This window comes from Streptomyces bugieae (assembly GCF_036352915.1).
GTDB lineage: Bacteria > Actinomycetota > Actinomycetes > Streptomycetales > Streptomycetaceae > Streptomyces > Streptomyces endophytica.
In genome coordinates this window covers 65,839-87,383 of sequence record NZ_JAZBJP010000009.1, presented here as the reverse complement: position 1 = coordinate 87,383, position 21,545 = coordinate 65,839, and the positions used below count along the sequence as shown (strand labels likewise).

At 71.6% G+C, this 21,545-nt stretch carries 23 protein-coding genes; 15 read left to right on the top strand and 8 right to left on the bottom strand.

All coding sequences use genetic code 11. The features are described from left to right. Positions 1-36: 36 nt before the first annotated feature. Together V2J85_RS17850 and V2J85_RS17845 are read right to left on the bottom strand one after the other, a co-directional pair. Positions 37-219, bottom strand: coding sequence for a hypothetical protein (locus tag V2J85_RS17850; RefSeq protein WP_261956094.1), 183 nt, complete (start codon positions 217-219; stop codon positions 37-39). Further along, on the bottom strand, positions 216-446 hold the full coding sequence (locus tag V2J85_RS17845) for a hypothetical protein (RefSeq protein WP_330822159.1): 231 nt from the start codon (positions 444-446) through the stop codon (positions 216-218). Before V2J85_RS17845 ends, V2J85_RS17850 begins: the two co-directional genes overlap by 4 nt. A gap of 209 nt (positions 447-655) precedes the next feature. Here V2J85_RS17845 and V2J85_RS17840 point away from each other — a divergent pair, with 209 nt between their 5' ends. The 5 genes from V2J85_RS17840 to V2J85_RS17820 all read left to right on the top strand — a co-directional run bounded on the left by V2J85_RS17840 (position 656) and on the right by V2J85_RS17820 (position 4,761). Beyond that, positions 656-1,567, top strand: a complete 912-nt coding sequence (locus tag V2J85_RS17840; RefSeq protein ID WP_330822158.1) for a helix-turn-helix domain-containing protein — start codon at positions 656-658, stop codon at positions 1,565-1,567. Beyond that, the gene (locus V2J85_RS17835; protein WP_330822216.1) at positions 1,509-1,643 is read left to right on the top strand and encodes a DUF397 domain-containing protein; all 135 of its coding nucleotides are present in this window, start codon (positions 1,509-1,511) and stop codon (positions 1,641-1,643) included. Before V2J85_RS17840 ends, V2J85_RS17835 begins: the two co-directional genes overlap by 59 nt. A 76-nt stretch (positions 1,644-1,719) precedes the next feature. Continuing rightward, positions 1,720-3,510 carry a hypothetical protein gene (locus tag V2J85_RS17830; protein ID WP_261956091.1) on the top strand — a complete coding sequence of 597 codons (1,791 nt, stop codon included), beginning with the start codon at positions 1,720-1,722 and terminating at the stop codon, positions 3,508-3,510. After that, on the top strand, positions 3,497-3,871 hold the full coding sequence (locus V2J85_RS17825) for a hypothetical protein (protein ID WP_261956090.1): 375 nt from the start codon (positions 3,497-3,499) through the stop codon (positions 3,869-3,871). The genes V2J85_RS17830 and V2J85_RS17825 overlap by 14 nt, the downstream gene beginning before the upstream one ends. A gap of 2 nt (positions 3,872-3,873) precedes the next feature. Beyond that, on the top strand, positions 3,874-4,761 hold the full coding sequence (locus tag V2J85_RS17820; RefSeq protein WP_330822215.1) for a hypothetical protein: 888 nt from the start codon (positions 3,874-3,876) through the stop codon (positions 4,759-4,761). A 34-nt stretch (positions 4,762-4,795) separates the two neighbouring features. Here V2J85_RS17820 and V2J85_RS17815 read toward each other — a convergent pair whose 3' ends face one another. The 3 genes from V2J85_RS17815 to V2J85_RS17805 all read right to left on the bottom strand — a co-directional run bounded on the left by V2J85_RS17815 (position 4,796) and on the right by V2J85_RS17805 (position 6,559). Continuing rightward, positions 4,796-5,005: a DUF5988 family protein gene (locus tag V2J85_RS17815; RefSeq protein WP_261956089.1), complete on the bottom strand. Its 210-nt coding sequence runs from the start codon at positions 5,003-5,005 to the stop codon at positions 4,796-4,798. A gap of 43 nt (positions 5,006-5,048) precedes the next feature. After that, positions 5,049-5,663 carry a Uma2 family endonuclease gene (locus V2J85_RS17810; protein WP_330822155.1) on the bottom strand — a complete coding sequence of 205 codons (615 nt, stop codon included), beginning with the start codon at positions 5,661-5,663 and terminating at the stop codon, positions 5,049-5,051. A 95-nt stretch (positions 5,664-5,758) separates the two neighbouring features. Beyond that, positions 5,759-6,559: a hypothetical protein gene (locus V2J85_RS17805; RefSeq protein WP_261956087.1), complete on the bottom strand. Its 801-nt coding sequence runs from the start codon at positions 6,557-6,559 to the stop codon at positions 5,759-5,761. 275 nt (positions 6,560-6,834) lie between these two features. Here V2J85_RS17805 and V2J85_RS17800 point away from each other — a divergent pair, with 275 nt between their 5' ends. The 6 genes from V2J85_RS17800 to V2J85_RS17775 all read left to right on the top strand — a co-directional run bounded on the left by V2J85_RS17800 (position 6,835) and on the right by V2J85_RS17775 (position 14,346). Beyond that, positions 6,835-8,343, top strand: a complete 1,509-nt coding sequence (locus V2J85_RS17800; RefSeq protein ID WP_330822154.1) for an aldehyde dehydrogenase family protein — start codon at positions 6,835-6,837, stop codon at positions 8,341-8,343. An 86-nt stretch (positions 8,344-8,429) separates the two neighbouring features. Continuing rightward, positions 8,430-9,971 carry a GMC family oxidoreductase gene (locus V2J85_RS17795; RefSeq protein ID WP_330822153.1) on the top strand — a complete coding sequence of 514 codons (1,542 nt, stop codon included), beginning with the start codon at positions 8,430-8,432 and terminating at the stop codon, positions 9,969-9,971. Then, the gene (locus tag V2J85_RS17790) at positions 9,971-11,092 is read left to right on the top strand and encodes a quaternary amine ABC transporter ATP-binding protein (RefSeq protein ID WP_261956084.1); all 1,122 of its coding nucleotides are present in this window, start codon (positions 9,971-9,973) and stop codon (positions 11,090-11,092) included. Before V2J85_RS17795 ends, V2J85_RS17790 begins: the two co-directional genes overlap by 1 nt. After that, complete coding sequence (locus tag V2J85_RS17785; protein WP_261956083.1) at positions 11,092-11,265, top strand: hypothetical protein; 174 nt, start codon at positions 11,092-11,094, stop codon at positions 11,263-11,265. Before V2J85_RS17790 ends, V2J85_RS17785 begins: the two co-directional genes overlap by 1 nt. 73 nt (positions 11,266-11,338) lie before the next feature. Beyond that, entirely contained in the window at positions 11,339-13,348 is a 2,010-nt protein-coding gene (locus tag V2J85_RS17780) for an ABC transporter permease (RefSeq protein WP_261956082.1), read from the top strand. 2 nt (positions 13,349-13,350) lie between these two features. Beyond that, positions 13,351-14,346: an ABC transporter substrate-binding protein gene (locus tag V2J85_RS17775; protein ID WP_330822151.1), complete on the top strand. Its 996-nt coding sequence runs from the start codon at positions 13,351-13,353 to the stop codon at positions 14,344-14,346. A gap of 83 nt (positions 14,347-14,429) precedes the next feature. Here V2J85_RS17775 and V2J85_RS17770 read toward each other — a convergent pair whose 3' ends face one another. Both V2J85_RS17770 and V2J85_RS17765 read right to left on the bottom strand, forming a co-directional pair. Then, the gene (locus V2J85_RS17770) at positions 14,430-15,395 is read right to left on the bottom strand and encodes a hypothetical protein (protein WP_330822150.1); all 966 of its coding nucleotides are present in this window, start codon (positions 15,393-15,395) and stop codon (positions 14,430-14,432) included. Between the two features lie 424 nt (positions 15,396-15,819). Next, a complete protein-coding gene (locus V2J85_RS17765; protein ID WP_261956079.1) occupies positions 15,820-16,557 on the bottom strand; it encodes a hypothetical protein in 738 nt (245 codons plus the stop codon). Between the two features lie 486 nt (positions 16,558-17,043). Here V2J85_RS17765 and V2J85_RS17760 point away from each other — a divergent pair, with 486 nt between their 5' ends. From V2J85_RS17760 to V2J85_RS17750, 3 genes are all read left to right on the top strand, one after another. Beyond that, positions 17,044-17,325 carry a response regulator transcription factor gene (locus V2J85_RS17760; protein ID WP_261956078.1) on the top strand — a complete coding sequence of 94 codons (282 nt, stop codon included), beginning with the start codon at positions 17,044-17,046 and terminating at the stop codon, positions 17,323-17,325. 236 nt (positions 17,326-17,561) lie between these two features. Then, positions 17,562-17,987 carry a hypothetical protein gene (locus V2J85_RS17755; protein ID WP_261956077.1) on the top strand — a complete coding sequence of 142 codons (426 nt, stop codon included), beginning with the start codon at positions 17,562-17,564 and terminating at the stop codon, positions 17,985-17,987. Positions 17,988-18,307: 320 nt separating this feature from the next. Further along, positions 18,308-19,474 carry a trypsin-like serine peptidase gene (locus V2J85_RS17750; protein WP_261956076.1) on the top strand — a complete coding sequence of 389 codons (1,167 nt, stop codon included), beginning with the start codon at positions 18,308-18,310 and terminating at the stop codon, positions 19,472-19,474. Between the two features lie 33 nt (positions 19,475-19,507). Here the strand turns inward: V2J85_RS17750 and pdxR are convergent, their stop codons facing one another. Further along, positions 19,508-20,935, bottom strand: coding sequence for a MocR-like pyridoxine biosynthesis transcription factor PdxR (pdxR, locus tag V2J85_RS17745; protein ID WP_330822149.1), 1,428 nt, complete (start codon positions 20,933-20,935; stop codon positions 19,508-19,510). Between the two features lie 70 nt (positions 20,936-21,005). On the opposite strand from pdxR, the gene V2J85_RS17740 reads away from it, so the two are divergent. Next, on the top strand, positions 21,006-21,512 hold the full coding sequence (locus tag V2J85_RS17740; RefSeq protein WP_419836802.1) for a carboxymuconolactone decarboxylase family protein: 507 nt from the start codon (positions 21,006-21,008) through the stop codon (positions 21,510-21,512). Positions 21,513-21,545: the final 33 nt, after the last annotated feature.

The following is a 21,545-nucleotide window of genomic DNA, read 5'->3' as shown; positions in this document are numbered from 1 at the left end:
CCTCAACGGCGGTGCGGGCTCGGCGTTTCGGGGCGCCTACGTCCGGTGCGGATGCCGCCGGATCTCGACGTTGCAGTCGGACACCTTCGACCGGTCCCCGACCGCACCCGCCGCCACCCGCTCCCGGGCCAGCGCCTCGCACACGTCGCAGCCGTCGATCGGTGCCGGATCCCGCACCGGCTCGCCCAGCTGAACGGCCTCTCCTGCGCGCCCTTTCACCACACCACCTCCGGCAGGCGGCGCGCGTGCTGCCGCCGCTCGTGCGCGATGAGATACGGACGCACGAGCGCGGAGTCCTCACCCCGCAGCACCTCCGTGTGCCGGACGCGCACCCAACGGGGCGGAGCGACGGGCCGTACCGGCGGCGCCTCCACGGGCCGATGACGCCCGCTGCCGGGCAGTAACAGCCGTAGCAGCGGCTCGAAGAGCCGGATAACGTGGTGCATGTCATCAATCTTTCTCTGGGTTGAAGGCCACGCCCCCGGACGTCTGCCAACGTCGCGGGGGTTCGCCGTTCATTACTCTGGGTGTGTTCATCGTTGCTCAGCGGGGTGGGTGGTTTCAACGCTGAGCGCGTGTCAGTGAGCAACTGTCACAAGGGGGTGCCGTGAGTCGACGCAATGGCGCGGGGGGAGCGGCTGCTACGACGGCTGTCGTGTTCGGCGAGGTGCTGAAGCACCATCGGGAGGCGGCGGGACTTACCCAGGCCGGCTTGGCGCGGAAGATTCCGTGCGACCGCTCGCACGTAGCGCGCGTCGAGGCGGGAACCCGTGTGCCCCAGGAGACCTTCGCCAAGGCATGCGATGAACTGCTGGGTACGGGCGGGGTGTTGATGCGGCTGTGGGGGCGGATCGACTGGTATCCGGAGGTGCAGCATCCGGACTGGTTCGAGCGCAGGGCTGAGATGGATGCGGTGGCGGTGGCCCTGCATGAATATCAAGAGCGGGTCATCCCGGGCCTTTTGCAGACGCCCGATTATGCGGCGGCCCTGTTCTCGCAGGTCATGAGTGGGCCCGAGGTCGAGGAGCGCGTTCGAGCCCGACTGAGTCGACAGCAACGCTTCCTGGCCGACGGCGGCCCACTGTACGTCGCCCTGCTGGATGAGAGCTGTCTGCGCAACATGGTGGGAAGCGCGGCCGTCATGCGGGACCAGTGTGCGCACTTGCTGGAGGCGGGCCGACGCCCCAACATCCGCATCCAGGTGGTCCCTTCGGACCGACCGGATGTCGCGCGCCCCAACGGCTCCATGTCGCTGATCGAACTTCCCGACGGACATCGATGGGTGTACTCGGAGTCGTTGGACCGTGGCCATTTCAACGACGATCCGGCCCTCTTCAGGCGGCACAGCCATGCTTACGATGTGCTGAGGGCGGACGTTCCGTCAGCCCGTGAGTCCGCCGCTCTGACCAGCGACGTGATGAAGGGGTACGAGCAGCATGAACAGTCACGATCTGAGCGCGGCGACCTGGGTCAAAAGCAGCTACAGCGGCAACAACGGCGGCAACTGCATCGAAGTAGCCCCCGGTATCCCCGGCGTCGTCCCCGTCCGGGACAGCAAGAACGCTGACGGCCCCGTGCTGTTCTTCCCGGTGGGTGGCTGGTCGTCCTTTGTGACTGCCGTCAAGAAAATGACCCTGTCGTGACCTTGCGTTAACTCCCTGACACGGAGTGCTTCCCTGGCCTATGCTGCGGCTTCCGCGAGGCTGTTGGGGGAGGCCGATGGACCGGACGAACGTACCCGCGCAGTTCACGAAGCCCGCACCGCTCGCTCCCGTCCCGCCCGGTGCCAGTGAGGCCACCCGGTTGCTGTGCGCCGGGACGTACCTGGACGACGGGTTCCGGGACGCGGTCATCGACGAACTCTACGTCCACGAGGAGCGGTTCGCCGCGCCCTCGTTGGGGATCGACGCGGCGCGGGTGCTCGCCCACGCGCTGCGCGCCCGGCGTCTGGAGCTGGGCTGGGCTGCGGCGATCATCGGCTTATGGATCGTGGCGATCCCGCTGTCCGGCGGGATGGTGACGTTCTACATCCTCCCCGTCATCCTCATCGGGCTGGCCCGCCTGGTCCGCCGGGCGCCCCTGCCGCAGTGGCTGGCCCGCTCGGCGTCCTTCGTGCTCCGCTGGTACGGCCGGCTCGCCCTGATCTTCTTCATGCTGGGGATGCTGGCCGCCGGGTTCGCGGTCAGCCTCTGGACGCCGCTGATCGGCCGGCTGATCCCCAACCTGCTGTCCCTCGTCGTGCCGGTCGGCGGCGGGAGCGACGGCGGCGACTGGGACGGTTCCTCGTACGGTTCCTCCTACGACAGCGGCAGCGACTCCGGCGTTTCGTCAGCCCTCGCGGCCTTCCCGTTCTGGGTCACGCTGCTGCTGCCGGTCGCGCTGGCCGTCCTGGTCGGGCTGCAGCGCGGGCAGTTCGCCCGTGCCCTGGCCCGGGAACTGTCCAAGGAGCGGTTCCCCGACGTGATGGCCGACCCGGCGGAGCGGGCCGAGGGCTTCCGGTTCCGGCGGCTGCGGGACCGGGTGCGGATCGAGCAGCACGGGCCGCTGGTGATGTACCGCGCGGCCAACCCGTTCTGCGGCGCCGGGTACCCGTACAAGACCTGGTCGCTGTCGGTGGAGCTGGTCCCGCATCCGGACCGGGAGACCGAGCCGCTGGACAACGGCGCGATCCTGGCCCGGATCGTGCCGCTGGTGGAGGCGCTGCGGGAGCCGTCGCCGCACGGCTCGCCGCAGGTGGCGGCCGCGGTCCGTGACCGGCTGCGCGCCCTGGAACTCGACGAGTGCGTCTTCCTGCCGGTCGAGGGCCTGCCCGACCGGGCCGCGGCGCCGTACGCGCCGGAGGCGTTCGAGGCGCACCGGGCCGCCTCGGTCGAGGAGGGCGGCGAGACCCGGCGGCACTTCCTGCGGATCCGGGTCGGCGGCTGGAACGAGGGCATCGTCACCACGGTCTTCGTCCGGGTCCACACCCAGGGCGGGATGCTGATGCTGGAGGTCGCGCCGCACGTGCTGTGGCCGCTGCGGCAGCTCTTCCAGGACGCCGACCGGCTCGCCCACCAGTACCGGCACCATCACCACTTCGGCAAGGCGGTCTGGGCGCTGGCCCAGACGCCGCGCTCGGCCGGGAACGCGCTGCTCACCCTGGCGCGCGGGCTGCGCTCCGCGTGGCGGCTGGCCACCGCCGGGCACGGCGCGGCGCTCCCGGAGGGCCCCGGCGTCTCCGTCCGCGAACTGGGGTCGTACGGCGAGGCGTCGCTGTTCCAGGACATGGACGTGGCGCGGTACCTGAAGACCGTGCAGCAGCGGGTGACGGCCGGGGTGACCACCGCGCTGCGCGAGGCCGGTTACCAGACCGACGAGTTCGAGCAGCGCATCGTGCACGTCGCCGAGGGCGGCGTCTACGTGGAGTCCGCCCAGGGGGCCGTCGGCATCGGCGACCACAACACGATCACGCAGAACACCACCGCGGGTGGCACCGCCCCGAAGGGAAGGAAGAAGAGTGGCAACGGCTGACGCGCGCGGCAACGGCATCCACATCGGCAGCGTCCGGGGCGCCTTCGCCATCGGCGACCACAACACCGTGACGCAGAACGAAGGCGGCTCCGCACCGGCCGCCGATCCGGCGCAGGAGGAACTGCTGCGTGCGGTACGGGAGTTGCGGGGCGATCTGGCCCGGGCGGTGCACAGTCCCGAGGTGACCGCCCTGGACGAGGAACTCGCCGGAACGGAAGACGAGATCGCCGACAGCGGGGCGGCCGGGCCCGGGCGGCTGGCGCGGCTGCGTACGGCGCTGACCGACGCCGGCGCGGTGGTCGGGCTGCTGGCGTCCGGTGCCGCGGTGACCCAGGCGGTCGCGGCCCTGGTGGGTGGGTGACGATGCGACGCGGCGGGCCGGCCCGCTGGAACGACGAGACGCAGAGCTGGGAGGACGGCAGGCCGGCGCCCGCCCCGTACAGCGGCCCGATGCCGCCCCGGCCGACCTTCGCCCCGAGCGCGGGCGCACCACCGCAGCCGCCCTCCGGCCCGTTACCGGGCACCGCTCCCGGCGCCACCCCCGACCCCTTCGCCGGCGTCCCCGGTGCCGCACCCGCTCCTGGTCCGGGCCCCGGGCCCCGCCGCCGTACCGCCCTGATCGCCGGGGTGGCCGTGGCGGTCATCGGTGCCGGGGCCGGCGGCGGCTATCTGCTGTGGAGTCGCGACGGCGACGCGCCGCCCGCCGCCCGCACCCGGGCCTCCGCCCCGCACACGCCGACCGCCGCCACCACCCCGTCCGGCGCCGACAGCACGCCGCCCACGGACGCGGCCCCGTCGCCCGCCGTGCCCGCCGGCTACCGCCTCGTCCACGACGCCAAGGGCTTCACCCTCGCGGTGCCGGACGGCTGGGAGCGCAGCGAGCGCAAGACCGGGGTGTTCTACACCGCGCCGGACGACCGCGGGCTGCTGCAGATCTTCGAGATCACCGAACCGGACATCGCGCCGCGGGAGGCGCTGGAACAGGCGTCGAAGGGGCTGGCCGGCAATCCCGGCTTCGAGCAGATCAGCCTCGGCGCGTTCGACGGCCCGGCGCCGGGCTCGGACGCCGCCCAGCTGGTCTACGCCTATGACAGCGAGCGGCTCGGGACGCGCGTGAAGGTCGTCGACTGCGCCTTCACCACCGACGACGGCCGGCAGTTCGCCGTCCTGGTCCTGGGCACCGAGGCCGACTGGCCGCTCCAGCAGGAGACCCAGCGGATCGCCCTCCAGGCGTTCGTCCCGGAAGGCTGACGGCGCGCCCGCCCCGCCTGCTCGCCCGCCCCGCCTACTCGGCGATCTCGGTGCGCTCCCACCACTCGTAGACCGGCAGCGCCCCCTCGGGGGTGTACTGCTGGCGGGTGGTGGGCCGGAAGTGTTCGTAGCCGCCGCGGAAGGGGATCTTCAGCTCGCTGCCGTGCGGATCGGCCGGCACGATCCGCTCGGGAAGTTCCGCGGGACCGCCCTCAAGCACTGCTTTCGCCGCTGTCTGCACCATGTCTGCATTCTCACTCCGCGGGGTGCGTCGCGCGCGCCGCGGATCAGTCGCGGGGGAAATTCTCCGTGGAGATGCTGAAACCGGGGAATGCGTGTGTGAGGTCGAGCGGCTCGCCGTACTTGAGGGTGAGATCGCGCAGGTACTCGCCGTCCTGGGGGTGCGTGAAGACCCGGCAGCGGCCGAGATAGGGATCGGCGATGACATAGACCGGAATACCGGCTTCGGCGTAGATCGCCTTCTTCGGGCCGTAGTCGTTCACGGCGGTCCCCTGGGAGATGACCTCGGCGATGAGCTCGATGTCCTGATAGCGCCAGCGTCCCAGTGCGTTCTTCTTGGCGCCGTCGGCGAATTTGGCGATGTCCGGGCAGAAGCCGTTCTCCTTGCCGGGGAAATCGATCCGGACGTCCGACAGCACCAGGACGTCCACCCCGAAGCGGTCCTCCAGCGCCCGCAAGAGCTGGCGGATGGTCAGCCAATGCGCGTCCCGCTGCGGCGACATGAAGATTGTCCCCCCGATGATCTCGGTCTTGTAGCCCTCGGGGGAGGCTCCCTCCAGCCGCGCGAACAGGCCGTCCAAGCGCTGTTGGTTCTCGGTGGGCTCAGCCATCTCCATCCCGTCGGTCGCGATCGTTTCGGTCCGCTCAAGGCTGATGGTCATCGTGCCGCTCCTCCCCGCTGCCACGTCGTACGGCCAGCCGCACGGTTCAACGATAGGCACCGGAGCCAGTTACTCGCTGTAGCGGCATATGCCGTTCACGCGGTGTGTGTCCCCTGGAACAGGTCCTCCAGTGCCGAGATGTCGACGGTGTCGCCGGGGGCCGGGGTCGTGGTGGGGACGGGGGTGCCGTAGTTGCTCAGGAGGACGGTGCCCTTCTGGTCGTCGGCCTCGGCGGTGAGCTTGAGGGGGTAGTGGGTGCCCTTGATCGCGACGTAGAGGGTCTCGGTGACGCCGTCGGTGTGTTTGACGACGGGGAGGACGGGGGCGCCCTCGTGGGTCGTGGGGTGGCCCTTGGTGAGCTTGGCGGTGGGGGTGGGCTCGCCGGACGGGGGCGGCTCGCCGGGGCCGGCGGCGGACTTCTGGAAGGCGCTGAGGTCGCAGGCCGTGGCGAGGTTCTTCAGGAAGGCGTCGTGGTCGGCGGTGCCGTGCAGGAACGTGTTGCGGTACTTGGCGGCCGCCCGGGCGCCCTCCTCACCGGGCAGCTGGCTCTTCCAGAACGCCGCGTCCGGCTTCATCCACACCTGGTTGCCGCGCTTGATGATCTCCACGCGGCCGAGCGAGCCCTTGCTGATCGCGCCGGCGCAGTTGCCGGCCTTGTCGAGGGTGATGTCGAGCTTGGTGGGGTCGGCGGTGGTCTCGGTACGCAGTCGCAGGGACTTCGCGGTCACGAGCTGGTGCAGGGCGTCGTCGGAGATCTGCTGGGCCGATTTCCCCGCGAGGTCGCCCTCACCGTCGGGATCGCCGGCCGCCGCGGCGCCCGTACAGGCGGCCCCGGCGAGCAGGGCCGCTCCGCAGCCCAGGGCGGTGGCGGTGGCGGCACGCCGTCTGGTGGTCATCTCGATACCTCCGGGCGGTGGGGGCGGAGGGGTGTATGAGGGACGGTCGCACGGACCACCTGCTGCCGGCGGGACGTACGGCGCGATCTTCCCGCTTGGACATACGGCTATTCAGGGTACGTTCTGGGGCATTTCTCTGCACACCGAGTGAGTCGGCTCACTTTCCCTGAATGTTTGGGCATAGGTGAGGCGCTTCCGGGGAGGGGTCCCCGTTGCTGGTGACGCCACTGGTTGCACCAGTGGGAACACAACGAAGACCGGAAGGCAGAAGAAACGTGTCGGCAAGCGAGACCATTCACGTAGACGGGGTGTGGCGGGACGCCGCGTCCGGGGCCACCCGAGAGGTCCTCGACCCCGCCGACGCGACGACCCTCCAGGTGGTGGCCGAGGGCGGTGCCGAGGACGCGGACGCCGCGGTCGCGGCCGCCGCCCGGGCCTTCGACGGCGGCGCGGGCGCCTGGCCCCGTACGCCGGTCGCCGAGCGGTCCGCGCTGCTGCGCCGGGTCGCCGACCTGCTGCAGCGCGACCGCGAGGAGATCGCGCTCATCGAGAGCCGGGACACCGGCAAGACCCTGGAGGAGGGCCGGGTCGACGTCGACGACGTCACCAACGCCTTCCGGTACTTCGCCGACGTGGTGATGAACGAGAGCGGCGGCCGGGTCGTCGACGCCGGTTCCGCCGATGTGCACAGCGTGGTCGTGCACGAGCCGGTCGGCGTCTGCGCGCTGATCACGCCGTGGAACTACCCGCTGCTGCAGGCCAGTTGGAAGATCGCGCCGGCCCTCGCGGCCGGCAACACTTTTGTGATCAAGCCCAGCGAGGTCACCCCGCTGTCGACCGTGCACCTGGTCAAGCTGCTGGTCGAGGCCGGGCTGCCGGCCGGGGTCGCCAACATCGTCACCGGCGCCGGTCTGCCGGTCGGCCAGCGGCTGGCCGAGCACCCGGACGTCGACCTGTTCTCCTTCACCGGTGGCCTGGTCAGCGGCACGAAGGCCGGTGCGGCCGCGGTCTCCGGCGCCAAGAAGATCGCGCTGGAGCTCGGCGGCAAGAACCCGAACGTGGTCTTCGCCGATGCCTGCGCCACCGAGGAGGGCTTCGACACCGCCGTCGACCAGGCGCTCAACGCCGCGTTCATCCACAGCGGGCAGGTCTGCTCCGCCGGCGCCCGGCTGATCATCGAGGAGTCGGTGCGCGACCGCTTCGTGGCCGAACTCGCCCGCCGCGCCAAGAAGATCAAGCTCGGCCGGGGCACCGAGGACGGCGTGGAGTGCGGCCCCCTGGTCTCCCAGCAGCAGCTCGACAAGGTCGAGGCGTACGTCGCCTCCGCGCTGGCCGAGGGTGCCCAGCTGCGGTGCGGCGGGGCCCGGCCCGAGCCGTCCGCCGTCCGCCCGGCCACCGGCTACTTCTACGCGCCGACCGTGCTGGACGGCTGCCACCGCGAGATGAAGGTCGTCCGCGAGGAGACCTTCGGGCCGATCCTGACGGTGGAGACCTTCGGCACCGAGGACGAGGCCGTCGCGCTCGCCAACGACACCGAGTACGGCCTGGCCGGCGCGGTGTTCTCCGCCGACACCGCGCGCGCCCGCCGGGTCGCCGCGCGGCTGCGGCACGGCACGGTCTGGATCAACGACTACCACCCCTACCTCCCGCAGGCGGAGTGGGGCGGCTTCGGAAAGTCCGGCATCGGGCGGGAACTCGGCCCCACGGGTCTGGACGAGTACCGCGAGAGCAAGCACATTTACGAAAACCTCCGGCCCGAGCCGGTGCGGTGGTTCGCGGGCTGACCGGTCCCCCGCCGGACCGCGGCTGACCGCCCGCCTCCCCTCGCCCCCCGCACCACCTGAGAATTTTGCAAGAAGGAGCACCCTCCATGCCCGTGTACGACTACGTCGTGGTCGGCGGTGGTACCGCCGGTTCCGTCATCGCCTCCCGCCTCACCGAGGATCCGGACGTCACCGTCGCCGTCATCGAGGGCGGCCCGTCCGACATCGACCGCGAGGACGTGCTGACGCTGCGCAAGTGGCTCGGCCTCCTCGGCGGCGAGCTGGACTACGAGTACACGACCACCGAGCAGCCGCGCGGCAACTCGCACATCCTGCACAGCCGGGCCAAGGTGCTCGGCGGCTGTTCGTCGCACAACACCCTGATCTCCTTCAAGCCGCTGCCGTCCGACTGGGACGAGTGGGAGGCGGCCGGCGCCACCGGCTGGGGCGCGAAGGAGATGGACCCCTACTTCGGCAAGCTGCGCAACAACATCGTGCGGGTGGCGAAGAAGGACCAGAACCAGATCGCGACGGACTGGATCGAGGCCACCAAGACGGCGCTCGGCGTCCCGGAGGTCGTCGGGTTCAACGACAAGCCCTTCGACGAGGGCGTCGGCTTCTTCGACCTCTCGTACCACCCCGAGAACAACAAGCGGTCGTCCGCCTCGGTCGCCTACCTGCACCCGCACATCGAGGCCGGCGACCGGCCGAACCTCACGCTGATGCTGGAGACCTGGGCGCACAAGCTGGAGCTGGACGGCACCACCGCCAAGGGCGTCCACGTCCGCACGAAGGACGGTGCGGAGGTCTACGTCGAGGCCGCCCGCGAGGTGCTGGTGTGCGCCGGCGCCGTCGACACCCCGCGGCTGCTGATGCACTCCGGCATCGGGCCGAGGAAGGACCTGGAGGCGCTCGGCATCCCCGTCGTGCACGACCTGCCGGGCGTCGGCGAGAACCTGATCGACCACCCCGAGTCGGTGATCGTCTGGGAGACCAACGGGCCGATCCCGGGCAACTCCGCGATGGACTCGGACGCGGGTCTGTTCGTCAAGCGGGACCCGGAGCACAAGGGCCCCGACCTGATGTTCCACTTCTACCAGATCCCGTTCACCGACAACCCCGAGCGGCTGGGCTACGAGCGCCCCGAACACGGCGTCTCGATGACCCCGAACATCCCCAAGTCCCGCTCCCGCGGCCGCCTCTACCTCACCTCCGCGGACCCCGAGGTCAAGCCCGCCCTCGACTTCAAGTACTTCGAGGACGAGGACGACTACGACGGGCAGACCCTCGTCGACGGCATCAAGCTGGCCCGCGAGATCGCCCGGGCCGAGCCGTTCAAGAAGTGGCTCAAGCGCGAGGTCTTCCCCGGTCCCCACGTGACCGACGACGCGGAGATCAGCGAGCTGGTGCGCAAGGCCGCGCACACCGTCTACCACCCCGCCGGCACCTGCAAGATGGGTGCTGCCAACGATGAACTCGCCGTCGTCGACCCGGAGTTGAAGATCCGCGGTCTGCACGGCATCCGGATCGCCGACGCCTCGGTCTTCCCGACGATGCCGGCGGTCAACCCGATGCTGGGCGTGCTCATGGTGGGGGAGAAGTGCGCCGAACTGCTCCAGAAGGCTCCTACCAAGGGAGGTGATGCGTGATGGCTACCACCTCCGCCGGCGCATCCGAGATACCCAACGCCCGCAAAGCCGCCGACGCCGCCGAGGACGGCCGCGAGGTCGTCTTCTCCGTCCGCCACCTGTGGAAGGTCTTCGGCCCCAAGGCCGACAAGATCCCCGACGACACCTCCGTCACCGGGCTGAGCGCCCAGGAACTGCGCGAGCGGACCGGCTGCACCGCCGCCGTCCGTGACGTCTCCTTCGACGTCCACAAGGGCGAGGTCTTCGTCGTCATGGGCCTGTCCGGCTCCGGCAAGTCCACCCTCGTCCGGTGCCTGACCCGGCTGATCGAACCGACCAGCGGCGACCTGGAGATGGACGGCGAGGACGTCCGCGCCATGGACCGCACCGCACTGCGCGAACTGCGCCGCCGCCGCGCCGCCATGGTCTTCCAGCACTTCGGCCTGCTGCCGCACCGCACCGTCGTCGACAACGTCGCCTACGGCCTGGAGATCCAGGGCGTCGGCAAGGCCGAACGGCGCGAGAAGGCCAACGAGATGGTCGACAAGGTGGGCCTGGCCGGACTGGAGAAGCGCCGCCCCGGGCAGCTCTCCGGCGGTCAGCAGCAGCGCGTCGGACTCGCCCGCGCGCTCGCCGTCGACCCCGAGGTCCTGCTGTTCGACGAGCCGTTCAGCGCGCTCGACCCGCTCATCCGCCGCGACATGCAGGAAGAGGTCGTCCGCCTGCACCGCGAGGAGGGCCGCACCATGGTCTTCATCACCCACGACCTCGCCGAGGCGCTGCGGGTCGGCGACCGGATCGCCCTGATGCGCGACGGCGAGATCGTCCAGCTCGGCACCCCCGAGGAGATCGTCGGCTCCCCGGCCGACGACTACGTCCGCGACTTCGTCCGGGACGTCCCCCGCGAGCAGGTGCTGACCGTCCGCCGCGCGATGCGCCCGGCCGAGGACGGCGAGGCCGACCAGGGCCCGGCGCTGGCCGCCGACACCCTGATCTCGGACGCCATCGAGGCGGTGGCCCGCTCCGGCGGCGCCGCCCGGGTCGTCGACGGCGGCCGCTGCCTGGGCGTCGTCGACCACGCCTGCCTGCTCAACGTGGTCGCCCGGATCGACGAGGACCGGCCCGGCGAGGTGGCTGCCTGATGATGTACGCCGCCACCCCCCGCCACGGCGCCGTCCGCGCCGTCGGCTCCAGAGCCCCCGTCGCCTCCCGCCGCTCCCGGCTGCGTGCCGCGCTGCTGCGCCGCTGGCGCGAGGCCCAGCGCGCCGCCGCCCTGGGCGTGCCGACCGGCACCGTGAAGCGGGGGCGCGCATGAGCGAGCGTAGCGAGCGAATCATGCAGAGGTGCGTGCCGTGCGAATGCAGGGCCGAGCGAAGCGAGGTTTCAGCATGAGCACCGCATCCGCACCCCCCGCCACTCAGCGCGGCCTCGGCGCCGACGCCCCCAAGGCCAATCCGGCCCGCGCCCTGCTGGGCCGCCGCGGCGTCGCCAAGCTCCTGCTGCTCGCCGTCGCCGCGGCCGTCCTGGTCCCCGTGGTGCACGCCGCCTGGCCCGGCGCCGCCTGGCCCTCCGCGCTCACCGTCGACCTGTCCGGACCGCTCGGGAAGACCAGCGACTGGATCATCGACAACCGCGACAACCACTGGCTGTTCGTCTACTTCCTCGGCCACCTCTCCAACGCCGTGGTCATCTCCGTCCGCGCGGTCTACCTGCTGCTGCTCGCCCTCGGCTGGGCCGGCGTGACCACCGGCGTCACGCTGATCGCCTGGCGGGTGGCCGGCTGGCGGATCGCCGCCACCGCGCTGGTCTCCCTCCTCGTCAGCGGGGCGCTCGGGATGTGGGTCCCGACCATGCAGACGCTGGCGCTGATGGTCGTGGCGGTCGCCGTCTCGGTCGTCGTCGGCGCACTGCTCGGACTGGCCGCCGGCCTCTCCGAGCGGCTGTTCCGGATCCTCCGCCCGGTCCTCGACACCATGCAGGTGCTGCCGGCCTTCGCCTATCTGCTGCCCGTCGTGCTGATCTTCGGCATCGGCGTGCCGGCCGCGCTGCTGGCCACCGTCATCTACGCGGCCCCGCCGATGGCCCGGCTCACCGCGCTCGGACTGCGCGGCGCCGACCCCGGCGTACTGGAGGCGGTCTCCTCGCTCGGCGCCACCGGACGGCAGCGGCTGCTGACCGCCCGCCTCCCGCTGGCCCGCAAGGAACTGCTGCTCGGCGTCAACCAGACGATCATGATGGCGCTGTCCATGGTCGTGATCGCCTCGATGATCGGCGCGGCCGGCCTCGGTGACCGCGTCTACCAGGCGCTCGCCTCCGTCGACGTCGGCGCCGCGCTCTCCGCCGCCATCCCGATCGTGCTGCTGGCCATCGTCATGGACCGCACCACCGCCGCGGCCGGCGCCCGGATCGGCGCGGCCGGCAACACCGCCACCGCCGGCCCGGCGTGGCTGCGCGGCTGGCAGGTCTGGACCGGCGTGGCCGCCCTCACCGCCCTGCTGGCCCTGGCCGGCCGGCTGACCGGCTCCGCAGTCTGGCCCGGCGCCTGGTTCGTGGACATCGCCCACCCGGTCAACGACTTCAAGGAGTGGATGGTCGACCACCTCTACTCCGGCGTCCCGGTCATCGGCGGCACCGCCGACTGGGCCGCGCACTTCACCAACTGGGTGCTCAACCCGCTGCGCGACGGCCTGACCGCGCTGCCCTGGTACGGCACGCTGCTCATCGTCGCCGCGCTGGCCTGGCTCATCGGCACCTGGCGCACCGCCCTGACCGCCGTCCTCGCGATGGCCGCCATCGGTGTGCTGGGCGTGTGGAAGCCGTCCATGAACACCCTCTCCCAGGTGCTCGCCGCCCTGGTCGTGACGCTGGTGCTGGGCTTCGGCACCGGTGTCCTGGCGGCCGGCAGCAAGCGGTTCGAGGCGATCCTCCGCCCGGTCCTGGATGTCATGCAGACCATGCCGCAGTTCGTGTACCTGATCCCGGTCGTCGCGCTGTTCGCCGTGGGCCGCGCCCCGGCCGCCGCGGCCGCGGTCGTCTACGCGCTGCCCGCGGTCATCCGCATCACCACCCAGGGCCTGCGCCAGGTCGACCCCGCCGCGATGGAGTCGGCCCGCTCGCTGGGCGCCACCCGCTGGCAGATGCTCCGCCAGGTGCAGCTGCCGCTGGCCCGGCCGGCCCTGCTGCTCGCCGTCAACCAGGGCGTGGTCCTGGTCCTCGCCGTCGTCATCATCGGCGGCCTGGTCGGCGGCGGTGCCCTCGGCTACGACGTGGTCACCGGCCTGGCCACCGGAGACCTGGCCCTCGGCCTGGTCGCGGGTGTGGCCATCGTGTGCCTGGGCCTGATGCTCGACCGGGTCACCCAGCCCACGGAACGCCGTACGACGGGGAAGGGAGCCTGATCATGTCCCGTACGCGCAAAGCCTTCCTCGGTACGACCGTGCTCGCCGGCACGGTGGCGCTCTCGCTGTCCCTGTCCGCCTGCGGCAAGGCCGACATGACCAAGCAGACCTCGCCGTTCGCCGCGGCCAAGGGCTCGAAGTCGGTCACGCTGTCCGTGCAGACCTGGGTCGGCGCGCAGTCCAACGTGGCCGTCGCCAAGTACCTGCTGGAACACCAGCTGGGCTACCACGTCGACACCGTCCAGGTGGACGAGATCCCCGCCTGGGACGCCCTCAGCCAGGGCCGGGTCGACGCGATCCTGGAGGACTGGGGCCACCCGGACCAGGAGAAGCGGTACGTCAAGGACAAGAAGACGATCACCGCGGGCGGCGGCAACGGCGTCACCGGCCACATCGGCTGGTGGGTGCCCAAGTATTGGGCCGACAAGCACCCCGAGGTCACCAACTGGAAGAACCTCAACAAGTTCGCCAAGCAGCTGCGCACGTCCGAGAGCGGCAACAAGGGCCAGCTGATGGACGGTTCGCCGTCCTACGTCACCAACGACAAGGCGCTGGTGAAGAACCTCCACCTCAACTACGAGGTGGTGTTCGCCGGCTCCGAGGCGGCCCAGATCACCCAGATCCAGCAGTTCGCCAAGGCGAAGAAGCCCTTCCTCACGTACTGGTACGAGCCGCAGTGGCTCTTCAACCAGGTGCCGATGGTGGAGGTCAAGCTCCCCAAGTACACCGACGCCTGTGCGGAGAAGGGCACCAAGGACCCGCAGTCCATCGACTGCGCGTACCCCACCACCCCGCTCCAGAAGTACTTCAACACCAACTTCGCCAAGAGCGGCGGCAGCGCCGCGGCGTTCCTGAAGAACTTCAAGTGGACCAAGGACGACCAGAACGAGGTCTCCGAATCCATCGCCTCGGGCGGCCTGTCCGCCGATGAGGCGGCCAAGCGGTGGGTGGACAAGCACCCGGACGTCTGGAAGAGCTGGCTGCCGAAGAAGAAGTAGGCGGTCGCCGGCCGGACGTCGGACGAAGGGGGTGCGGGCCCGTGGGCCCGCACCCCCTTCGCGTGCGCCGGGCGAACCCTCGGCTACGGGCCGTCCGGGCGGCACAGCCGCACGGTGCGTTCCGGCTCGGTCCGGTACGAGTGGTCGAGCCGCCACCCCTGCTCGGCGGCCACCCGCAGCACCGCCTGGGCGCCGGCCGCGCGGTAGTGCCGGCTGCTGACGGCGACCCGGCGCAGGATCCGGCCGTCGTCGTCGGCGGTGTAGTGGGCGCGCCGGTCGCGGGCCAGCTCCGTGGCGAACCGCTTGGCCAGGTACCTCCGCAGATGGGCCGCGTACGCCTCCGGGTCGCGGCGCAGCTCCAGCGTGCGCAGCCGCGGCAGGAAGACGAACGTCAGCAGCGGCATCGCGAGCCGGGCGGGCAGCGGTCCCCAGGGTGCGCCGGGCGGCACCGGCGGGCCGTAGGGGTCGGGCACCCCGGTGTGCACCGGGGGCGGCAGCAGCCGGAAGAGGTGCACCTTCTCCGTGCCGGCGCGGTGCCGGGTCCAGTCCACCGACCAGCCGTGGCGCCGGGCCAGTTGCTCGACGCCGCCCGCGCCCAGTCCGCGGTAGTGGCGCAGCGGCAGCTGTGTGGTGGCCCGCCGGACGCCGCTCGGCGGGAGCAGGGCCGGCGCCCAGCCGCTGTTCTCCTCCGCCTTGGCGAACCGTCCCCGCAGCAGTTCCTCGGTGAACGGCGCCCAGTCCTCGGCCCGTCCGCGCCACTCGATGCGCAGCCGCCGCCAGGAGAGCGCGGCCTTCGAGAAGCTGAACACCCCGGGCGGCGGGCCGACGTTGGCGTTGCCGGCGCCGTCGAGCCAGATCGCGAGGACGACCAGCCCGACCGCGACCAGGACCCACAGCGGGAGGTAGACGAACTGCAGCACGAACTGCGCCACCAGCCCGGTCCGGGACCGCCGCGGCGCCGGCCCGGCACCGGGCCCGGGCCGCGGCGGAGGCGGCGGCTCGGTGAACGACGGGGCCGCGGGCCCGGGTCCGGGGCCGGGTGGGGACATGGGTCTCCTCATCGGATGGCGCGTGGCGGGGTGTTGTCCGAAAGGAGCCTAGGACCCGTCGGTCAGGTCCTGGTGAGCCGGGTGGGGGCTCACCCGTTCGGATGGCGGCCGGGGAGTTCCGCCCGGCGCACGGGCCGGGACGCCCGAGGATGCCACCATGCCGCTTCCTCCGAAATGCCCCACGACCGACTGTGACGACTGGTTGTGGAAGGACACCACCCAGACCAGTACCGACTGGGACAACTGGCGCTGGTGGTGCTGCCGTTGCCAGAAACAGTGGTACCCCACGGCGGAACAACTCGGGGAGTTCCGCCATGGGGCATCAGGAGGACCGGGCGGCGCGGGACGGCAGCCGCGCGCCGCCGCGTACCGGGACCCGAGGGTGGCCGCCGCCCGTCCCTGACGCGCGGCGGTCCGCACCGGCTCAGGCGTTGTGCAGGCTCGCCCGCCAGTAGCCCTGCACACCGGCGTCGAGGGCCTGGAGCTTGTCGAGCCCCTTGCCGAAGGAGGCGTAGCGCGGGGTGGCCTTCCAGGTGGCCGAGAGGGTGGCCGCCCCACGGAACAGGCGCGGCGTGCCGCCGCCCTTGATGTCCACCGCCGCGTTGACGTTGGTCACCGTCGCGCCGCCGCCCTTGAGCTGGGTGGCCCGGCCGCCCTTGGCCAGGTACTGCACCCACACCTTCTCGGTGGTGACCGGGATGCCGAAGATCTCCTCCGACATGGCGAAGCCGACCCGGGTGTTCACCGCACCGGCGACCTTCCCCTTGGTCTCGACCCGCACCTCCTTCACGAACGACACGTCCGGGTTGTACGGAGCGGCCCTGCGCAGGCCCCCGGGCCGGGTGGTGCCCTTCAGCGACGCGGTGAGCGCCTGGTAGACCTTGCGGTTCTGCAGGTAGCCGACGAACTTCTGCTGCTTGGCCTTCGGCAGCGCGCGGAACGCCTTGAGGGTCCGCTTCGCCTCGGGGGTGTGCCGGGACGCCAGGTACTGCAGGTAGCCCGTGACCGTCAGCTTGCTCGTGAGCGACTGCTCCGCGGCGCCCACGGGGGCCGGCGCCGCCGGCCGGCCGGCGGCCGAGGCCGCGGGTGCCAGCGCCGTGAGCGCCGCCGCGCCGGCCACGGCGGCCGACCCGATCCGGCGCATGGTGGAACCGCTGCTCATGAAATCTCCTCTTGCTCTGTTCCGGGGTACGGAGGGGAGACCGAGCGTACGAACGGGGCCGCGCGGGCGGTATTGACCCTTTGGCCGGTGCCCCTCGGGACAGGCCGGGGTCGGGGAGATCCACTTCGCAAACTCGTACCGGCGGTTTAGGAACCCTTTAAGATCTGCGGTAAGTGCTCTTTCCGGCCATGTGGCCTCGCTTTGCTGGGCAGTTACCGACCGTGACGCCGCTCATGCCGGGCCGAGGCCGCGTCGGGCGGTCACCGCGCCCGCCTCCCGGAGTCACAGCCGGGGCGGACCGCGGACCGCAGCGCACGATGACCGCACGCCCATGTTCGTCCGCCGGAACCCCGACTCGACCAACCGGGGAGAAAGCGGGTCGACCGTGCCCAGCAGGACTCATAAGCAGAATACGGGGAAGGTAGAACTGCTTTGCCTCAGAGTCATACGTGCAACAAAAGCGACCTATCGGCTGCGCGGATAACCGTGGCGTACCCCACGAGCCCGCGCCCGACACCGGGAGACCCCTCCAGAATCCCTCATCTGACGCCGCGCGAACGCCAAGTGCTCATCCTCATCGGAAAGGCCGCGTCCAACCGGGAGATCGGGCAGCAACTCGGCATCACCGAACGCACCGTCAAGGCTCACCTGGCCAATCTCATGACCAAGATTGAGGTGGCCACCCGTATCGAGGCGGCCATCTTCGCCTACGCCCACCATCACGACATCAGCCCGCCGGACGGCAGTCTCCCGGTGGACCGTTCGTAATCCCGGCAGGCCGCCGGAAACCTCCTCGCCCTGGGGACGGGCGAGGAGGTTCCTTTACCTTCGGTCGAAATCCTCAATTCCCCTCCGCGGGCGTCCCTTTCGGTCAATGACCGGAAGTCCGTTGGCCATCCGTCCGATGCCCGAAGAGGCAATAGCGGAATGCCGGACGGCGGCGGAAGACTCCTTCCGGCGATCACCGACAACCGGTGCGCCGCGAAAGAGAGAAGAGGAGTTCCATGCGCAAGACGATGCGGATGGCCGCCACCGCCCTCGCCGCCGCGGTCACGCTGGGTGTCGCGGCACCCATGGCCAGCGCGGCCCAGCACTCCCGGACGCCGGTCGTCTCCTCGGTCCAGGTGGGCGCGGTCCGCTCGGCCGGTGACGTGAACACCCTCACCGCGGTGACCTACGCGGCCGGCCTCGACAAGGCCCAGGTGCCGGGCATTTCGGGCAAGGACGCCAAGGACCGCGCCAAGGCGATCGTGAAGTTCCTCAAGAAGGTGCTCGGCAAGCACTACAAGGAGGCCAAGGCCGCCGCGAAGAAGGGCGTCGCCGCCTTCCGGAAGTGGGTGAAGACCCTCAAGCCGTCGAGCCCGGTCCGGATCGTCCTGGAGAAGGTCGACAAGTACGTGCTGGAGCTGATCGTCAAGCTCCTGCGGTAACCACCCGCCACAGGCCCACCTCCAGGAGAGGCTCAGGACCACCCCCGAGGTCCTGGGCCTCTCCGTCTTCCGCCCCCCGGCCGCTGCCTGCCTCCTGTGGGGGGAGCGCGGGCGGCACTCGGCCCCGCACCGCTGCCGCCGGTGCGGGGCCGTCCGACGTGCGGCGACCCCTCCTGTTATGTCCCCCGGCCTTCCGGCCCTGGCCGTCCCGCGAGCCCTGAGGGGCGGCATAGTAGGGCGCAGTCCGAGACGGGACATGACACACCACACCATGGCGCCGCGTGCCGCGGCCGCCACGCACCGGGGGGACTTCCGCTTCCATGCCTGCCATCCGCCGTTCCACCGCCGCGGCCGCCGCCGTGGCCGCGCTGCTCGCGGTCACCGCCACCGGCTGCGGCCCCAGCGACGACAAGGCCGCCGCGCCCGGCAGTTCGGCCGCCGCCGACCAGAAGGGCCCGGGCGACGGGGGCCTGAAGCTGCCCAAGGGCATGCCGACCAGCATCGACGGCCTGAAGAAGTGGAAGGACGGCGGCTGGAACGACTGGGGCGACTGGGCCCGCAAGGCCTCGGACTTCGCCAACCCGATCATCAAGGACCACTGGAAGGCGGACCGGCTGGCCAAGGCCAAGGCCGCCCCGGAGATCGGGGTGAACGCCACCGGCGTGGGCAGCGGCTCCGCCTCCGACCCCGAGCCGCGGCCGGTCACCGCCGAGCAGGTCGCCCGCCCGTACCACCAGCACATGGCGCCGGTCGGCAAGATCTTCTTCGACAGCCCCAAGGGCCCGATGGTCTGCTCCGGCACGATCGTCGAGGACCCGGCACACCCGGGCAAGTCCAACCTGGTGTGGACCGCCGGCCACTGCGTGCACTCCGGCAAGCAGGGCGGCTGGATGCGCAACATCGTCTTCGTGCCGTCGTACAACGACAACGGCGTCCCGATGAACCAGGTCGGCGCCACCCCCGCCCAGCAGGTCACCCCCTACGGCCGCTTCTGGGCGGACTGGATCACCACCTCCGGTGAGTGGATCAACATGGGCAGCGAGGAGACCGGCAACGGCGGCTCGGCCTACGACTTCGCGGTGCTGCACGTGAAGCCGGAGAACGGCAGCGGCAAGTCGCTCCAGGAGACCGTCGGCGCCGCCGCACAGGTGTGGTTCAACGCCCCCTCCGCCGACGGCATCAGCTCCCTCGACGCGTTCGGCTACCCGGCCGCGCCCCCGTACGACGGCGCGCGGATGATGAACTGCCCGGCCCGCCCCGGCCGGCTGGTCATGCAGCAGGGCACGCCCGCCATGCACCGCATCGGCTGCACGATGACCGGCGGCACCTCCGGCGGCGGCTGGTTCGTCAACCGCGGCGGCAAGCTGACCCTGGTCTCCAACACCTCCATCAGCTCCAACGCCCACACCTGGCTGGCCGGCCCGCACCTCGGCCCCGAGGCGCAGCGGGTCTTCGACGGCATCAGCCGCAAGTTCGCCGGCCAGTAGCCGGCGCCCCGCTCCCTGCGGAGGAACGTCCTCCTACGGCCCCGGCGGCAGCGCCCGGCACAGCGCCGCCAGGGCCGCCGGGAAGGCACTCTCGGACGGGGTGGCATAGCCGACGACCAGGCCGTGCCGGGGCGGCGTCGGCGCCTCCGGATGGCGGTACTCCGACAGTCCGTCGAGGGCCAGACCCTGCCAGCGGGCGGCCCGCAGCGCGGCCCGCTCGTCCGACTCGCCCGAGTTGTCCGGGAGTTGGAGGACGGCGTGCAGCCCGGCGGCGATGCCGGTGACGCGCAGCCCCGGCGCATGGCCGGCCACCGCGGCGACCAGCTGGTCCCGGCGCCGCCGGTAGCGCTGCCGCATCCGGCGGACGTGCCGGTCGTAGGCGCCGGACGTCAGGAACTCCGCGAGGGTGAGCTGGTCGGTGACCCCGGCCCACGCCTCCCGTTCGCCCTTCGCCGCGAGGACCGCGTCGACCAGCCGGCCGGGCAGCACCATCCAGCCCAGCCGCACCGCGGGCGACAGGCTCTTGCTGACCGATCCGAGGTGGATCACCCGCTCCGGGTCCAGTCCCTGCAGGGCGCCGACCGGCCGGCGGTCGTAGCGGAACTCACCGTCGTAGTCGTCCTCGATGACGTAACCACCGCCGGACCGCGCCCAGTTGATGGCGGCGGCCCGGCGGTCGGGGTGCAGCGGGACGCCGGTGGGGAACTGGTGGGCCGGGGTGAGCAGCACCGCCCGCACCTCGTCCAGATCCGTCAACTGCCCGGTGTCCGCGCCGATTTCGTCGACCGCCAGGGGGCGGGTGACGGTGCCGGCCGCGGCCAGGAGCTGCCGGTGGAAGGGCAGGCCGTACGACTCGACGGCGAGCGGACCGGGCAGGACGGCCGGGAACAGCAGCCGCAGGGCGTGCGCGAAACCGGAGCAGACGACGATCCGGCCGGGGTCGGTGCGGACACCGCGGGTGCGCGCCAGATAGTCGGTCAGCGCGCGGCGCAGTTCCGGGCGGCCGCGCGGATCACCGGGCCCGAACGCGTCGTCGGGGGCGGCGGTCAGCGCCCGGCGGGCGGCGGCGACCCAGGCCGTGCGGGGGAACGCGGCGGCATCCGGCTGCCCCTGGAGGAGGTTGTGCCGGGGGCGGGCCGCCGGGGCGCGGTGGGCCGGGGCCCGGGTGGGCGTCAGCGGCTGCGCCCGGTGTGCCACGCGGGTGCCGGAGCCCTGGCGGGCGGTGAGCCAGCCCTCCGCGACGAGTTCGGCGTAGGCGTCGGCGACGGTGTTGCGGGCGAGGCCGAGGTCGGCGGCGAGCGAGCGGTACGGCGGCAGGCGGGTGCCGGGGGCCAGCCGCCCGGACCGTACGGCCTCGCGGAGCGCGCCGAGCAGGGCGGCGCGGCGGCCGCCCGGACCGGTCAGTTCCAGATGCAGATCGGCGCCCAGGCCCGCGGCGGAATTGACCCATGATTCCGACATGGAAATGCACCCTACAGCCGGTCGCCCGGACTCATAGATTCAAGGCATGACGAACACCGCAGGGCATGAGATGACGAACAACGCACCCACCCACGAAGCCGCCGAGGCCGCCGGAACCACCGAAGTCCGCGTCCCCCGGGTCAATTTCGCCAAGGCCGCCCCCAAGGCCTTCCGGGCGCTGATCGGCTTCGACGCCGCGGCCCGTGAGGGGCTGGACCCGGCCCTGGTCGAACTGGTCCAGATCCGGTCCTCGCAGCTCAACAAGTGCGCCTACTGCCTGCACATGCACACCAGCGACGCCCGCAAGGCGGGGGAGAGCGAGGAGCGGCTGCACATGGTCGCCGTCTGGGAGGAGGCGGCGCACTTCTTCACCGACCGGGAGCGGGCGGCGCTGGCGCTCACCGAGGCCGTCACGCTGGTCGCGCACGGCGGGGTGCCGGACGCGGTGTACGAGCGGGCCGCCCGGCACTTCGCGGAGGACGAACTGGCCCGGCTGCTGGCGCTGATCTTCACCATCAACACCTGGAACCGGATCGCGCTCAGCACCGGCAAGGTCGCCGGGACCGACGAACGCTGACGCGGGGCCGGGCGGGGCGGGCGACCCCTGTAC

Bases quoted from the DNA above. Each gene is read 5' to 3' on its own strand.
- V2J85_RS17845 (WP_330822159.1), bottom strand. From the start codon at position 446: ATGCACCACGTTATCCGGCTCTTCGAGCCGCTGCTACGGCTGTTACTG.
- V2J85_RS17830 (WP_261956091.1), top strand. From the start codon at position 1,720: ATGGACCGGACGAACGTACCCGCGCAGTTCACGAAGCCCGCACCGCTC.
- V2J85_RS17820 (WP_330822215.1), top strand. From the start codon at position 3,874: ATGCGACGCGGCGGGCCGGCCCGCTGGAACGACGAGACGCAGAGCTGG.
- V2J85_RS17815 (WP_261956089.1), bottom strand. From the start codon at position 5,005: ATGGTGCAGACAGCGGCGAAAGCAGTGCTTGAGGGCGGTCCCGCGGAA.
- V2J85_RS17810 (WP_330822155.1), bottom strand. From the start codon at position 5,663: ATGACCATCAGCCTTGAGCGGACCGAAACGATCGCGACCGACGGGATG.
- V2J85_RS17805 (WP_261956087.1), bottom strand. From the start codon at position 6,559: ATGACCACCAGACGGCGTGCCGCCACCGCCACCGCCCTGGGCTGCGGA.
- V2J85_RS17795 (WP_330822153.1), top strand. From the start codon at position 8,430: ATGCCCGTGTACGACTACGTCGTGGTCGGCGGTGGTACCGCCGGTTCC.
- V2J85_RS17790 (WP_261956084.1), top strand. From the start codon at position 9,971: ATGGCTACCACCTCCGCCGGCGCATCCGAGATACCCAACGCCCGCAAA.
- V2J85_RS17785 (WP_261956083.1), top strand. From the start codon at position 11,092: ATGATGTACGCCGCCACCCCCCGCCACGGCGCCGTCCGCGCCGTCGGC.
- V2J85_RS17780 (WP_261956082.1), top strand. From the start codon at position 11,339: ATGAGCACCGCATCCGCACCCCCCGCCACTCAGCGCGGCCTCGGCGCC.
- V2J85_RS17775 (WP_330822151.1), top strand. From the start codon at position 13,351: ATGTCCCGTACGCGCAAAGCCTTCCTCGGTACGACCGTGCTCGCCGGC.
- V2J85_RS17770 (WP_330822150.1), bottom strand. From the start codon at position 15,395: ATGTCCCCACCCGGCCCCGGACCCGGGCCCGCGGCCCCGTCGTTCACC.
- V2J85_RS17765 (WP_261956079.1), bottom strand. From the start codon at position 16,557: ATGAGCAGCGGTTCCACCATGCGCCGGATCGGGTCGGCCGCCGTGGCC.
- V2J85_RS17755 (WP_261956077.1), top strand. From the start codon at position 17,562: ATGCGCAAGACGATGCGGATGGCCGCCACCGCCCTCGCCGCCGCGGTC.
- V2J85_RS17750 (WP_261956076.1), top strand. From the start codon at position 18,308: ATGCCTGCCATCCGCCGTTCCACCGCCGCGGCCGCCGCCGTGGCCGCG.
- pdxR (WP_330822149.1), bottom strand. From the start codon at position 20,935: ATGTCGGAATCATGGGTCAATTCCGCCGCGGGCCTGGGCGCCGATCTG.
- V2J85_RS17740 (WP_419836802.1), top strand. From the start codon at position 21,006: ATGACGAACAACGCACCCACCCACGAAGCCGCCGAGGCCGCCGGAACC.